Genomic DNA, 14,436 nt, shown 5'->3' with positions numbered 1-14,436 from the left:
ACCGTGGTTGTTTGACATCGGTCGTAAGGCTGACGTTTGCCGGCTGTCAACCTTCGCCCCCCAAATGCTGCCTTGCACGGCGAACCTCAGTACCGATTATTCCCGTCGGACTTCTCTTCGCTGAGCAGTGCGCGCTCGACGATTCTCGGCATATTGTCCGTCAACCATTGCTGCAGGATCGGCCGCAAAAGCTGGGCTGCGGCATCTTCGATACCACCTCCAGGTTGCTGCGACACGCCAGGTCCTTCCGGAAGACGCGGCGGTTCTGGCGCGCGGCTACGGTGCTGCACCGGCTCTGGCACGGGCGGAGCTGGCGCGGGCTCGGGCGGCCGTCCCATGGCGCCCATACGGTTGAGCCGCGTATCGAAAAACGACGGCATGACACGCTGAATGCCATCATTTTCAGTCGACAGCTTTTGAACGGCTATCGATTGCGGGTTGGGTTCTCCGAAGGCCACCGGCGGTGGCTCGATCATGCGTCCATGAGCGGGCTCGAACGGAATAACCGTTCGTGTGCGACGTCGCTCTGGCTGCGGTTGTCCGTTCGCGCTCAAGGCTTCGCTCAGCCTCCCTAACAAGTTTGGACGCTCGCTTGGCGGCGGTGCCGCCGCTTTAAAAATTGCAGGTAATTCGAAATCCAATGCTTCATCAGCGACGGCATTGCGGTTTCTGAGAGTCGAAGCCCGCTGCCGCCGGTCACCGAATTTTTGCTCGTCGAATGCTGGCTGCCGGTCCGCAATACTCGTGCGGATGGAAGCGAGAATGTCTTCGACGTCGTGTTTCGCTCCGTTCATTCTTGTCATGACGCTACCCCTTCTGCGTACTCAATGCTTTTCGCAGAACCGCGTCGGCGCCCCGTGCCCCTCCCGGTTCGACCTCATGAGGGAATCCGCCAAAACCAAACGGCACCCCCGTGACGTCACGAACACCGCAATCCCGTCTTCCAAGCGAGCCCGACAGTGTTCGTCTGATGAAAAACCTAGGCCGAGGTCGAGGCGGCCGTGTGGCAAAAGCAACGCGCAATAAAAAAAATATGCAGATACACAAAAAGCGGAGACAAGCTCCGCTTTTACTCAAACCATTTATGAGTCAGGTGATTAGTTGTCTGAGTTGTCACGCCCTGGCAACAAGCGCTCACTCATCTCGCGCCTTAATGCACGCTCGACGATCTTGGGCATGTTCTCCGCAAGCCAAGTTTTCAGAAGTGGCCGCAGCAGATCCGCCATCGCGTCTTCCATCGTGCGCTCGGCCGGAGGCTCTGCTTTAGACGAGGTCGCGAGCATTGAATCGCGGCGCGGCTCGCTGTCCGCATTCCGATCCTCTTCGCGCGTCGGACCGTAAGTCGCTCTCGAAACCTCGGTTCCGCGCGGAGGCGCGTCCTCGCGCGGCGCTTTCGTCTGGAATGCGTTCGACAACGGTTCGAGACGCCGCTGTGGACCTAGCGTCGCCGATACGCTCGGCACTGCAAACGGAGCAAGCTGACGCTGCGATGGTGGCACCGGCTGAGGCGCGTCAGAGTTCATAAACCCCGAAGAGCGCGGCGCCGCAGCGGCTGGCGAATGCGAGCCGTTGAGCTTGTAGGGATTGCGATCAACGTACTTATGCGGCTCGTCCGTCTGCTCTCGCGCCCGAGTTTCTTGCGGACGCGGCGCAGAACTGCCGTTCATCTGCGGTTGTGCCGGAGCGGCTAGCGTCGACCGTGCAAACGGCGAAGGCCCGAGATCAAACGCAAATGGGTCAGCCGCCGTATCTTGAATATTTTCGGCGCGCCTCAGCTGTGCAGCACGCTCCGAGGTTGGAGAGGGCTCATCTTCCGCGCGTGCCGGCTTTTCCGTGTGGCGCGGAGCGGCGGGTTCACTGTGAACTTCGATCGGCTGCGCACCTACTGTGGGTTTGCGCTCCTGCGAAGCGTGCACGGCTATGAGGTCATCTCCGAGAAGCTCAGCAAGCTGAGCATCGATGCTGGCAGCAATGCGGCTGCGATCCGGCGGAGCAAGAGCCTTTTGCTCGGCTGGCGCAGACGATTGCGCGATAAGCCGCCGGGTGCTCTCCTCTTCCGCGGACTTGGATTCCGGAGCCGAAGCAATCGTTTCAGCTTTTGCGACGTCAGCTTCATTCGCTGTCGGCTTTGGCGCTTCGGGCTGCAACTTCGCAGTCTCGGCTACCTCGGCGCGCTGAACCGGCTCCGCCTTGTCTTCCATCTTTGCGATGACTGTCGGCGCAGCGGGTTCGCGCGGCCGCTCAGCATCCTTGCTTCGCTCCGCTTCGACTTCTGATGGCGGCGTAACCGGCGTGAAGTAGCGCTCCTTCGCTTCGGGTGCGGGCACAGCGGCCGGACGGATGAAGGGTTCACGATCCTCGCGATTCATGAAGCCACGGGACTGCGCCGGTGTTGCCGTCTGCCGGGAGTCAGCGCGAGCCTGCGTCGGCGCCGGTGGTGGTAGCGTTGATCTTGAACCCGCCCCGTCCTCCGCGATAATCCGGCGGATCGAAGCAAGGATCTCTTCCATGCTCGGTTCGGCGTTAGGCTCAAATCTCGACATACTCTACCTTCTCGCGGCAACGAACGCTCAGAAACGAATAGCGCATCCTCATGACTCGGCTGGCGCCGCGCGTCGCCGAGTACAGCCGACAACCCCCGCTGCCGACCGTGATATCGTGGCAGTTTGCGCAAAGACCGGCAATATTTCCAGTCTCGGTTATCCCCCGAGCGCGGCGCTCTCAAGGCAATAAAAGCCTAGCCGCGAAATATGACGTCTCAAAATGAGTCAAATCGCAGAAAAATAAGCAAAAAAACTAGATTGATAAGGCGCCCTACTTGATGGGCGCCCACCCGTTGTCCTGGGTGTCCACGTGCTCGCGGCGACCGTCCGCGTGGGTGATATCGATGCCGAACCACTTATTGCGAACGTCCTGATAGTGGACTTCCGGATTGTACACCGTAGAAACCGCGCCAACCTCAGCCACACTCAGACGACCAACGGCCGACACAACCGTATAGGACGCGACGAGGATATTGCGCTTGGTCGTTTCCAGGTTCACCTGAGAGTTCAGCAATTCCTGCTGCGCGTTCAAAACATCGAGCAGCGTGCGCTGACCGACGCGCTCTTCTTCCTTCACGCCCTCGAGAGCTGTCGTGTTCGCCGTGATCGATGCGCGATCCGATTCCGCCTGGGCCTTAAAGCCCTGCAGCTGAGACCATGCCTGCACGACCTGCGATTGCGTTTCAGAGCGCGCAACCTCGATCTGCTGCAACAGCGAAATATGGTTGTGTTTCGCCTGACGAACGCGAGCGAAGACTTCGCCGCCACCCGCATAGATCGGCACATTCACGCGACCAACGATCGACGCAGAGGAATTCTGATTGATGAGCTCCTGCGTATCGTATGAATCCGTGTAATTCGCCTCAACCTGCGCCTGCGGAAGCAGCTCGCCGCGGATCTGGTCAACCTGGAAGCGCGCGGCTTGCTCCGAATAGAGCGCCTGCACGACCAGCGGATTTTCCTTCGTCCCGATCGCAATCGCGTCGTTGATGTTGGGCGGGACGAGCCGCGTATTCGGATTTGGCTCCACAAGCCGAGAGGGCGGATGCCCGATGACCTGCTCATAGATCGCCCGGCTCGACTTCAAGTTCGCCCTTGAAAGATCGAGGTTCGATTGACCGAGTGCACGGCGCGCCTGCGCCTGCGCAACGTCCGTCTTCGTGACTTCACCAACGTTGAAACGATCCTGCGTCGCCTTCAACTCGGCGTCGAGGAACTTCAGGTTGTTTTCATTGAGCCGCACAACGGCTTGATCGCGCACGACATCGCCATAAGCGGTCACTGCGTCGAGCAACACCTGTTGCTCTGTCTGCCGAAGTGTTTCGCGGCCGGCACGGTCTGTCGCCTCGGCAGAGTTGACTGCGTTGGTAACCTGAAATCCGGTGAAGACAGGCTGCACCAAGTCAACGGAATACCCGCGCGGCGACCCGATGCTGTTGGTGTTGCCCGCGCGCGAACGCGTCCAGTTCTGCTGGCGGCCCACGGAAGCCGAGGCACTGATATCGGGGCGATAACCCGAATTTGCACGTGCAATATCTTCATCGCGTGCGCGCTGACGGGAGCGTTCGGCGTCAAGTGTCGGGCTGTATTGATAAGCGGCCGCCAACGCATCGATCAGCGTTTCGGCACGTGCGGTTTGAGGCAATATAGCTGCACCGGCTGCAAGCAAAATCGCCGCCGACACCCCGTGCCACGTGATTGAATAACGACGCGGCGCTTTGAAAATCGTATCAGTAGGCAATGGTGTGCACCCGTTTTGCCGCTCGTACCAGACACCAACCGAGCGAACCCCCAAACGTAGAGTCCGTCTTAACCGATTCGAAACGCGTGATATCCCGCAGATTCGAATCCCCCACAGAGCGTAGCGGATATCATTGCAATACAATGCCGTTCCACGCGCCCGCCGTAACGTTTCGTTAACGAGCGTGGCCGGAAGCACACGGTAATCGGCCTAAAACAGAGGCACGGATGTACGAAAAACCTGCAGGCGAACTGCAGTGATGTGTGAGATTTAGAAAACGAACTCTGGTTTCAACGCTTCGAAGCCGGGAAGCAGAGGCGCAGCCGCCTGAAACACGTCGCGGCGCGCGAACGCCCGATCGGTTTTTTGCAGAACGAACGCCCGCCCCACACCGTGTCCGACTTCGATGCCGACCAGACGGCCTGACGGTGCGAGTTGCGCCGACAGCGCCTCGGGCACGTCTTCGAAGCCGCCTTCGATAACGATCGCATCGTAAGGCGCATGAGCGGTATCGCCCGACGCCAAAGGCCCCACAACGACGGTGACGTTGCCGATCCCAGCGGTTGCAAGGGCCTCGTTTGTCTCGCGCAAAGCAGCTTCATCCGGCAGAAGCGCAATGACATTCGGCGTGAACTGCGAGATCAGCGCCGCCGCATACCCAGCGCAGCCGCCAATGACCAGAACGCGCTCGCCCTTATCGATTTCAGCGGTCTGAATCAGCTTAGCTAAAGCAGCCGGCGCCAGGAGAAAGCGGCCCGGTGCAATCATCAGCGTTTCGTCGCTATACGCGAACTTCTGCCACTCCGGCGGCACAAAGCACTCCCGCGGTACGGTCGACATGGCAGCCGTAATCCGCCGATCCGTAACGTCTGACGGACGGACCTGTCCTTCGACCATATTTTTGCGTTGGAGTGCCGTCTCGCCCATTGCGCGCCTTCTATGCTGAGCCGAGGCGTTCAGCCTGTACTGTCCGCCAACCACGACTCTATACGCGAGCCGTTCAGAAGGCGCGACAGGAAAGCCGTCGCACGCCGGAATAGTCATTACGACTTGTAAGGAGTTGATGCTCCATGATAGACGCCGAACGCGCGCATTGTTCCGCAGCCGAGGACCGGCTCACCGCCGGGACCGATGTAATAAGCGACGCATTGAGGCCACGTGGCGGAGTGGTGACGCAGCGGACTGCAAATCCGCGTACCCCGGTTCAATTCCGGGCGTGGCCTCCATCCTGATTTCGCACAACATTTCAAGAACCACGCACGTAAAGTGCAGCAGAAAAACGCCCTAGCGCGCGTTCTCGCGCCGCAGGCGAAACAAAAACAGCAAAAGGCCTCGCCAGAGGCAAATCGTTCTGCTATGCGGAGCCCTTCCCGCCTTGTTGGCACGGTATTCCGCGGTAGCTCAGTGGTAGAGCGTCCGACTGTTAATCGGATGGTCGTAGGTTCGAATCCTACCCGCGGAGCCAAATATCTCTTCCAGACACACGAAGTCCTTGAGAACCGGCCGCCGACGCTAGGCGCATGCCGCTTGAGCACGCGCTAGGCCATCTTCCGTCCGCGTTTCGTCGTTAGTGGCTATGGTCAGGTCCGACGTAACGGAGTTCGCTGACCGTGCCCGCCAAATCGATTTCCTCCGGCATCGTGCACCAGTTGCCAAAGGATCTTCGGGCCGTCCTCTCATCCGACGCAGCAATGCTGTCGGCTTGGGAAGACATCACGCCAATTGCCCGCAATGAATGGATCTGCTGGATCGAATCCGCCGTAAAACAGGAAACGCGGACCAAACGGATCGAAAGAGCGCGCGAGAACCTCACCAGCGGCAAGCGGCGGCCGTGTTGCTGGCCCGGATGCCCTCACCGGTAGGTTGAAGTCCCCTAGGACCAAAAGTCCGCTCGCTGCCCGTTAATGACGCCCCGAGCTATTCCGAGCGATCGTCGATAACGCTGCCGATGCCTGGATCGGCAACAACCGCAGAACTTTGCACATAGAGCGTCGATCCGTCGGCGCGCGTCACCCTCAAAGCATCAGCAAACCCGATGCCCGCCTCAGGCTCATCCAGCAGGCGTTCTCCGGAATAGAGCAAGACGCAACCGGCCGGTGGGACACCGTCGCGCAATTGCGCAGCCACATGATCATTGAGTTGCATCAGCGCGTCGCGGTCCCGGCATCCGAAGCCGCCCGAGGGTTTCACCATCCAGACGTCCGCATAAGCGGCGGTCCCGGTTGCAGCTATCGCGAGCGCCACAACCAACAGGCGGAGATGTTCGGCAATTCTGCTGTCCGGCATGGATCACTCATCAAGTCATGAAACGTCGGTCGAAGCGCACGTTACCCGTCCGCACGGCACATGAGGCCAGCGGAACTCTCCCATTCCTTATAGACCTCGAGAAGATGTGCCTTGGCACTTTTGATCCGCGCCTCCGCCCATACATCGCGCTCAGTAACGCCGTGAATTCCAGAATTCGAACCAACAGGAACGAGATCATACGACACGAGGTAACAGTTCGGCTCAGGCTGACCCGACTCGTTTGTCATGAAGTCCAAGTTGCCTGACCACCCCGTCGCGACGACAGGCTTCTCTAACAGGAGCGCTTGCTTGAGAACCAGGCCAAACCCCTCCGACCTGTGCAGAGACAGCAGACAGTCGCAGGCGCCTATCAGAGACCACGTGTCTCGCTCGCTCAGATCGTCCGCAATCATCGCAATATTTTTTCCGCAGTACGACTGCACGACAGCAAAAGCCGCCGGATCGAGATGACCATCATGGCATTTGAGGATCAGTCGGGCCTGCGGACGATCGTCGAACGCCGCCTTGAAGGCCGCCACCACGCCCGCGACGTTCTTACGGCTCAACCCGGATCGAATATTGAAAACGCAAAGAACCGCGAAGACATCCTCGGGAATACCAAATCGGGTTCGCGAGGTATCGAGATCCTGCGGCACATCCAGAAGATGAGGAACGACGCGTATCGGCTTTTCGAGACCGGCCCTTTCTACGGCCTGACGCACAAAATGCGACGGCACCCAGAATTCGTCTGCGAAAGCCATAGGCCCCAGCCACGCTTGCGGCAGATGCTCGAACTCCCACACAAGTGACTGGACGATATACTTCGAGGCCACGAGCTCAGACGGAAGGATCGATAGAACGTAACCCAGCTGATCCGGGTTGACGTGCACGACAAGTGTGCCCGGTCCCTTTGCCGTATCAAGTTCGGGTTGAGGCAAACGGTTCGATGCGTAATCCGCCCAGAAATAGGAAGAAATATCGACGGCCCGCGCCGTCTCCTGCTGCGCAATTAAAGTGGCGAGCGTGCCGCGCAGTGCCCAGCCGAAACTCGTGGAACTGGACGCCAATCCGCAAACGAAAAATGGACCAACCGCTGTCGCTGGACGAGAACCCCGCTCGTCCGCACCCCGCGTTACGATATCGACGATCCGCCGCCTGATCCGTTGCGGCACCTTCTGCCAAACGCGAAAGAGACCAAGCCGAAAAAAGAGAAACGGAACCACCGCAAGAACCATGCGGCGGAGGCGAAAGACCAGCTGGCGCACAGGGCGAAAGAACGCATTCAAGGTGTGCACGTCCTGAAAATGCAAGGCGCGTTGATGGGTTGAGACCCCATCGCACAAACAGCAACGCGGCCTACTTTTTTATAATCTAAGAATTGCGCTCATTGTAAAATTCGAGGGCCTCATTGATCTCGCCCATAAAGGCCGTCCGCCCACGCTCCAGAACCAGTCCGTGCGTGCAGAGCGATTTCATGAGCGCCACATTATGGGTGGCCAGAACCAGCCCGCGGCTCCCCTCGACCAAACTCATCATGCGCTCCTTCACCTTCACGCGGAAGCGCGCATCACCGACGCCGATCCACTCATCAAGCAATAGAATGTCTGGCTTGATCATCGTCGAAATGGAGACAGCCAGCCGCAACCGCATACCGGTTGAATACGTGTTGATAGGCCGGCCGATCGCGTCTTCCAATTCGGAAAACGCTAGAACTTCCGGGATAAGCGCTCGGATTTCGTGCAGCCTGAGACCCATCTGCAATCCGCGCAGATAGATGTTCTCGAGGCCCGTCGCTTCCGCATGCATGCCGAGCGAGATGTCGAACAGCCCCATGGCATTGCCGTTCACCTTCAGCGCGCCGGACGTTGGCGTGTAGATCCCGGCAAGCACACGCAGCAGCGTAGATTTTCCCGCGCCGTTAGGCCCGATCAACCCAAGGCGATCCCCGCGCTGCAAGGTGAAAGTAATGTCGTCGAGCAGCGGCGAAATCGATCTCTTCGTGTTGAAGCGATAGAGATCCGTCACAAGCCGCCAGGGATGCGTCAGCAGGTTCTGATCGTTGGGCGTGATGGTCGGCACCTGCAGACCAAGGCCGCGGGCCGAAACCAACACGTCTTCAGCCGCCGCCGAAGCACCAGTGCCCACACGGAGATCTCGCGCCGGTGAGAAATCCTCCGCCAGCCAATCATCCTCTGATGGTGATTTCGTCCCCGTCACAGCCTCTATACCCAAAGCGGAACAAATCTCCCGTACCGCGACCTCAGCCACTTGGCCGTCAAAAATGTGACAGCCGTCATCGACAGAACCAGCCCCCATGTCAGAGCACTGATCGGCTGCCCAAGTAGAGGCGCCCGAAGAACTTCAAGAATATGATAGAACGGATTGAATATCAGGAACGCCCCCAAAGCGCCGCCCTGCATACCATCAGTCGGCATCCACATGATCGGCGTGGCCAGAAACGCGATGCGCAACACCGCGTTGAAAACTTCTGAGACGTCCCGATAGCGCGCACCGAGAATGCCGAAAATATGCGCGATCCAGATGCCATTTGCGATGACGATCGCGAGCCCGACAAGGCTCAACAACGCGCCGCTATGCAAGTGAACATCGTAGAGGATGAAAACCACCACGATGATCAGAACCTGATGCATGAAAGCCAAGACGGCCTTCAGAACATCGATCACCACAATATCATCGAGCGAAAGCACGCCTTCCAGAATCTGCGCACGGTTGCGCTGAAACACGGTCGACGAATTCATGATCAGAACCTGGATCAAAGACCAGCAGACCAATCCGACGGTGAGAAACGGAATAAAGAGGTGGGCCTGAGCCTGATTGATGTGCGCGTAAAGGCGTCCGAGGACCGCGATGAACAACGCGGGTCCAACCAACATCCACAGTGGACCGATGGCCGTCCTGCGATAACCGATGAGAAATTGAATCGCAGCGTAGAAAAATACTGACGAGATCGGCCGCTTACGCTTCTGGAAAAACCCGAGTTCAGGTCGGTTGCGCGTGTCTGGGGATGCGTTGACGCTCGGCTCATGTATGGATTGCATCAAGCACACCTTTTTGCGCTTGGACGTATGCGACGACGCGAGCGCGGTCTATAGACCGGAATAGCTATCAATCCATATAACTGCATAGTGCGAACAACCTAAGCCGGGGCAACCAGCGTTGAAAGCATGAATACTTCCGGCGCTACAACAGCCCACAATTCAATGCAGGACGCTCTCTTGCACTTGGCACGACCTCTATTGGCTCTCGCCCGTTCAGGCAACCTGATTTCGGACATGCCAATCGAAGCTGGGCAGAGACGCGAATATGCTCATCTCGAAGCCGTGGGACGCCTGCTCTGCGGCATGTCGCCGATGCTCGAACGGATTGCGCGAGCGCCATCGAGCCACGCTGAAATGACGGTTCTCGAAGACTGCCGGCACCTGATATCGACCATCGCAGATTCCGAGTCGTCGAATTTTGTGAATTTTCGGAACGGGCGACAACCCCTGGTCGATGCGGCATTCCTGGCACAAGCGATCGTTCGCGCGCCGACAGCACTTTGGTCAGGTCTCTCGCGCCGCGCGCAAGAAGACCTTTTGAATGCCCTGCGGAAAACTCGAGACATACGCCCCGGACACAACAACTGGCTGTTGTTCAGCGCAATGATCGAAGCGGCGTTCAAAACGGTCGGTGAAAGCTGGGATCAGATGCGCGTCGACTTCGCCCTGACGCAACTGGAGCACTGGTACGCGGGTGACGGATGCTATTCCGACGGTCCAATGTTTCGCTACGACTACTACAACAGCTACGTAATCATTCCGTTTCTGGTTGATATCCTGGAAGCCGTCGCCGATGCCAACCTCGCATGGCAAGAGCAGAAACGAACGGTGAAACTGCGCGCCGCACGCCACGCGTCGATCCTCGAACGACTGATCGGACCGGACGGCTCATTTCCCCCCATCGGACGATCGATAACGTATCGCTGCGGCGCGTTTCACGCTCTTGCTCAAGCCGCGCTTCAAGACAACCTCGCGCCGCACCTTCAACGCGGACAAGTCCGATGCGCACTGATGGCCGTGATCGAGCGAACGTTGTCAGACGAAGACAATTACACACCTGATGGCTGGCTGCGGATCGGACTGAATGGATCTCAACCGAACATGGCGGAAAGCTACATCTCTACCGGCAGCCTCTATCTCTGTAGCACCGCATTTCTGCCGTTGGGACTGTCGCCGTCGGCACCATTCTGGTCGGACGTCGACCGTGACTGGACACAAAAAGCGCTCTGGGGCGGACGAACAGACGTCGGCGCAGACAAGGCGCGCGACTGATGAGCCAGAAAAAACTCGGCAGGGTTCCTTCCCGGCCGCTCGTATCTATCGTGATGCCAACCCTGAATCAGGGTCGCTTTATAAAGCAGTCGATCGAATCCGTCCTAACGCAAGACTACTCCGAATTAGAATTGGTCGTCGCAGACGGAGGCTCAAGCGATAACACGCATGGGCTGCTCACAGACATGAGCACTGCAGACCCCCGATTACGCTGGTCGTCACAACGCGATACCGGCCCCGCCGAAGCGCTCAATCGCGCTCTGCGCGGTGTTCAGGGAACGATCGTCGGCTGGTTGAACTCAGATGACCTTTACACACCTGGTGCAATCCAAAGCGCAGTCAACGCCTTCGCTGCACAGCCCGACTGGATCATGACATACGGCCATGGCGAGCATGTTGATGAAGAGGGAACGGTCCTCGCTCCATATCCGACGCTAAGACCTGACGGCCCAATCGAGCGGTTCTCTAACGGCTGCTTCATTTGCCAACCGACGGTTTTCTTCCAGCGATCAATGTATCTGCTGCTCGGCGCGTTGGACAACAATCTCAAGGCGTCATTTGATTTCGATTATTGGCTGCGCGCGTTTCGAGCGTTTCAGGACCGCATCGGATTCATCGATGCGGTGCAGGCCCAGTCGCGCCTGCACGACGCCTGCATCACCAAGACCGCTCGAAGGACTGTCGCACTTGAAGGAGTTCGCGTCGTCGCCCGGCATATGGGAACGGCGCCGACCCACTGGTTCGTGACGTACATCGAGGAACTACTGCACCAAGCTCCCCCTGAAGGAGATGGCCACATCGAAGAACAACTGCGAACGGCGCTCGACGAAGTGAAAGACTGCTTCGAGCCAAACGATCTCCGCGCGCTACAGGAACAGCTGCGGTACATACTTCCGAATGACGGCAACCGCTGAAATTCTCATAATGCGATTGATCGTTCATACCGCTAGCGTATCGTGAGCGCGAACCGGTCAAAGATAACGCCCGCTAGAAACACCGCTTGTTCTGAAATCTCCTGTAAACTTCCATCCCGGCCCGCTGCATCGACTCAACGCGTTTAGCCTCGAACCGCCGCAACCCACGCAAATCATCGAACAGTCCATCTAGCTCGTTGCGCCGGACATGAATAACGGCGTCGTCCCATTTCAAATTTTCGCCGGGTATCGTTGGCCACACCCAGTCTTCGACAATAACGACAGGAATGGCGCCAATCGCGAGCGCTTCCCAGAGCCGGATCGTGTTGGGCCCAGCGCCTTCGGGACAGAGCGCGAATACACTTTCCGACAGAACCTCATTGTAATGCTTGGTTGCTACGCGCTCAGCAGCCGCCCCACGAACGCTGAGCGGTATCCCATCGATCTGCTGCTGATAAACAACGCGATTGAAATGCCAATCACCAGTTAGCTCACAGACCACGTCGGAAAACCCATCGCGAAGAACCTCATCGCGAACTCGCAGTCGGACATCCGAGCGATAATGATCCATGTGCGCACCGATGAACGACGCGAGATACTTTTTGGTCGCCGGCGGCTTATTCAGCAGCAAACCTTCACGGCGATCGGCATTGACGACGTTTGCGGCAGCAAGATGCCAACTATGTAAGCGCACGTCAGAGAGGATCGCGTCCGGCTCCAAATGCGAAACGTGCAGGTCTGTCACGCCAATCTCGCGCCAGAACTGTAAAAGCCTAGGCCAATATATATGCTGGCAAACAGTATGGATTTCGACGGTCGTTTGCTCTGCTCGCGTCGCATAAGCGATGCGCCCAATGTATTCCGATAGACGGCGCTTTATCTCTAAACGCTGAGATTCTGAAATCCCGCCCGCGTCAATAAAAGTCGCCCACGGAGCACCGAAATATCCGCGGGGACCGGAACAAGCCTCGACCGCTCCAGGCACCAATCGATCAAAATGCACATCGAGCGCAGCCTTCTCCGTTATCGCCGGATACTGCCAGTTTGCGAGATCCTCACATCCGATCGCCTCTGGAGCGAGTTGTGTACGGGGCATGGCATTTTGTTTTTGCTGAGGAACACGTGCCTGCGCTCAGATACAGGCTAGATATAAAAATCCAAAAAGGTATCACGCACTATCGTCCGTGTTCGTCGCAAAATACAACCCCTTCTCGCTTGCGATCATTTCTTCGCGGACACTAATCCCACGCTTTTTCCAATGCGCGCGCCAGAGCGCTATGGCAGCTTTCTCATCAGGACGATCAGCATCATCCAAAACCAAGTCGATCTCGTGCTTCTCCAAGTGCTTGAAAATAAGCGGAACGGCCGGATATCTCGCGTTCAAGCACGTCGAACCAGGAGGTCCGTCCACCAAGACTAGAATGCGTTTGCTCCCGCCGGCAGAAAGACGCTTGGCCAAAGCGGCCAACGCTGCATTGCAATCGTAATAAGAATATTTCCCGGTCTCATCCTCCCAATCCTTGAGAGGCGTGTGCAAGAGTTCCACATGCTCTTCCACACCCACGGATCTAAGCAGTCTCTGCGTTTTGCGTAGAAAGCGCGGATTATGTTCGAACGAACACAGCGAAGGCGCACCCTGAGACGTCCGACTGGACGCGTGGTTTTGATTTGTGCGCAAATTCCGATTGATCTCTAACGCTCGAGCCTGCAGTGCCGTCGACGTTCCACTACCAAATTCGATGATCATGTCGTACCGGCGCTCGCCGATTCGTTCGATCAGGAACTGGCCAATATCCGGACTTATTGGCCAACCATGAAAACTGGGAAGTCCCTTCCCTATGGCCATATAATTCTGGATGAAAGTGAAGGCTTCGATCTGTTTGACTGCCTTACTCAGTTCGTCACGAAGTCCCTTTTTTAGTCGCGCTTCAATGGTCTCCAGATGGGACATCTGATCGGCACGCAGATTATCGATCTCGCGCCGCATCTGTTGTTGTAGCTCGCGCAGAACAGAATTCGCATCGGTCGCAACTGACGTCCCGGCGTGAGTACGGTTTTCCCGATCGCGTTCGGCCAACTCAACGATATGATCAGCTCGGAGATGCTCGATCGCATTCCGCACATGATGCAATTCTCGCAGGACAGAATTCGTATCAGCTTTCGCTGCAGCTCCGGCTAATGCGCGACTCTCTCGATCGTGCGCACTCAGGGTACTTCCGAGTGCGTGGAGATCTCGTCTTAGATTGGCTTCGACGCTGACGATAGTTGTCTCACCGGCGTTCGCAGCTCGATCTTTCTCGGCCAGAGCAGATTCATACTCGGAACGGATCTGCTCGATTTCTAACTCTGTTCGCCGCAACAATTCGCTCTGCGCAAGCTCCGCGTCGGCTTTCGCCGCCGCAAACGCTTGCTCCCGCACGGCGATGTCGCGGATATAGAGTACGTGCGCGAGCCCGGGATGGCGTTGCGGAAATGGGTGCACGCATTTCAATCCAGCCGAACGCAACAGTGCATCAGCCGCAGCGCGCCGCGCTTCCGGTGCAATATCGACGTCCTCACTCACCGCCACACGCACAACGACGAGATCGGCTTGCGCCAAGAGCCGGCTGCCTCCCTTTAAC

13 protein-coding genes and 2 tRNA genes are annotated in these 14,436 nt (G+C 57.8%); 5 read left to right on the top strand and 10 right to left on the bottom strand.

Annotated features, from left to right (window positions below; genetic code table 11):
* Positions 1-86 precede the first annotated feature (86 nt).
* From DLM45_RS14825 to DLM45_RS14810, 4 genes are all read right to left on the bottom strand, one after another.
* Positions 87-803, bottom strand: coding sequence for a DUF2497 domain-containing protein (locus DLM45_RS14825; protein ID WP_181337851.1), 717 nt, complete (start codon positions 801-803; stop codon positions 87-89).
* 294 nt (positions 804-1,097) lie between these two features.
* A complete protein-coding gene (locus DLM45_RS14820; RefSeq protein WP_181337850.1) occupies positions 1,098-2,543 on the bottom strand; it encodes a DUF2497 domain-containing protein in 1,446 nt (481 codons plus the stop codon).
* Positions 2,544-2,814: 271 nt separating this feature from the next.
* Positions 2,815-4,188: a TolC family outer membrane protein gene (locus DLM45_RS14815; protein WP_246317430.1), complete on the bottom strand. Its 1,374-nt coding sequence runs from the start codon at positions 4,186-4,188 to the stop codon at positions 2,815-2,817.
* Between the two features lie 366 nt (positions 4,189-4,554).
* Positions 4,555-5,211, bottom strand: a complete 657-nt coding sequence (locus DLM45_RS14810; RefSeq protein ID WP_181337849.1) for a protein-L-isoaspartate O-methyltransferase family protein — start codon at positions 5,209-5,211, stop codon at positions 4,555-4,557.
* Between the two features lie 225 nt (positions 5,212-5,436).
* Between DLM45_RS14810 and DLM45_RS14805 the strand changes: the two genes are divergently transcribed.
* The 3 genes from DLM45_RS14805 (at position 5,437) to DLM45_RS14795 (ending at position 6,146) form a co-directional block, all read left to right on the top strand.
* Positions 5,437-5,510 (top strand) — tRNA-Cys (locus DLM45_RS14805).
* A 164-nt stretch (positions 5,511-5,674) separates the two neighbouring features.
* Positions 5,675-5,749 (top strand) — tRNA-Asn (locus DLM45_RS14800).
* Between the two features lie 145 nt (positions 5,750-5,894).
* Entirely contained in the window at positions 5,895-6,146 is a 252-nt protein-coding gene (locus DLM45_RS14795; protein ID WP_181337848.1) for a YdeI/OmpD-associated family protein, read from the top strand.
* A gap of 55 nt (positions 6,147-6,201) precedes the next feature.
* On the opposite strand, the gene DLM45_RS14790 is transcribed toward DLM45_RS14795, so the two are convergent.
* From DLM45_RS14790 to DLM45_RS14775, 4 genes are all read right to left on the bottom strand, one after another.
* A complete protein-coding gene (locus tag DLM45_RS14790; protein WP_181337847.1) occupies positions 6,202-6,570 on the bottom strand; it encodes a hypothetical protein in 369 nt (122 codons plus the stop codon).
* Positions 6,571-6,611: 41 nt separating this feature from the next.
* On the bottom strand, positions 6,612-7,856 hold the full coding sequence (locus DLM45_RS14785; RefSeq protein WP_181337846.1) for a glycosyltransferase family 4 protein: 1,245 nt from the start codon (positions 7,854-7,856) through the stop codon (positions 6,612-6,614).
* 85 nt (positions 7,857-7,941) lie between these two features.
* Entirely contained in the window at positions 7,942-8,787 is an 846-nt protein-coding gene (locus DLM45_RS14780; RefSeq protein ID WP_181337845.1) for an ATP-binding cassette domain-containing protein, read from the bottom strand.
* A 5-nt stretch (positions 8,788-8,792) separates the two neighbouring features.
* Entirely contained in the window at positions 8,793-9,629 is an 837-nt protein-coding gene (locus DLM45_RS14775; protein ID WP_181337844.1) for an ABC transporter permease, read from the bottom strand.
* 126 nt (positions 9,630-9,755) lie between these two features.
* Between DLM45_RS14775 and DLM45_RS14770 the strand changes: the two genes are divergently transcribed.
* Entirely contained in the window at positions 9,756-10,901 is a 1,146-nt protein-coding gene (locus DLM45_RS14770; protein WP_343062323.1) for a DUF2264 domain-containing protein, read from the top strand.
* On the top strand, positions 10,901-11,815 hold the full coding sequence (locus tag DLM45_RS14765) for a glycosyltransferase (RefSeq protein ID WP_181337842.1): 915 nt from the start codon (positions 10,901-10,903) through the stop codon (positions 11,813-11,815). The genes DLM45_RS14770 and DLM45_RS14765 overlap by 1 nt, the downstream gene beginning before the upstream one ends.
* A gap of 73 nt (positions 11,816-11,888) precedes the next feature.
* Here DLM45_RS14765 and DLM45_RS14760 read toward each other — a convergent pair whose 3' ends face one another.
* Together DLM45_RS14760 and DLM45_RS14755 are read right to left on the bottom strand one after the other, a co-directional pair.
* Positions 11,889-12,560: an exostosin domain-containing protein gene (locus DLM45_RS14760; protein ID WP_181337841.1), complete on the bottom strand. Its 672-nt coding sequence runs from the start codon at positions 12,558-12,560 to the stop codon at positions 11,889-11,891.
* Positions 12,561-12,983: 423 nt separating this feature from the next.
* Positions 12,984-14,321 carry a hypothetical protein gene (locus DLM45_RS14755; RefSeq protein ID WP_181337840.1) on the bottom strand — a complete coding sequence of 446 codons (1,338 nt, stop codon included), beginning with the start codon at positions 14,319-14,321 and terminating at the stop codon, positions 12,984-12,986.
* Positions 14,322-14,436 lie beyond the last annotated feature (115 nt).

The sequence above is a fragment of the Hyphomicrobium methylovorum genome (assembly GCF_013626205.1).
GTDB lineage: Bacteria > Pseudomonadota > Alphaproteobacteria > Rhizobiales > Hyphomicrobiaceae > Hyphomicrobium_B > Hyphomicrobium_B methylovorum.
The sequence above is the reverse complement of the archived record's forward strand: the minus strand, read 5'-3'. Positions and strand labels throughout refer to the sequence as shown.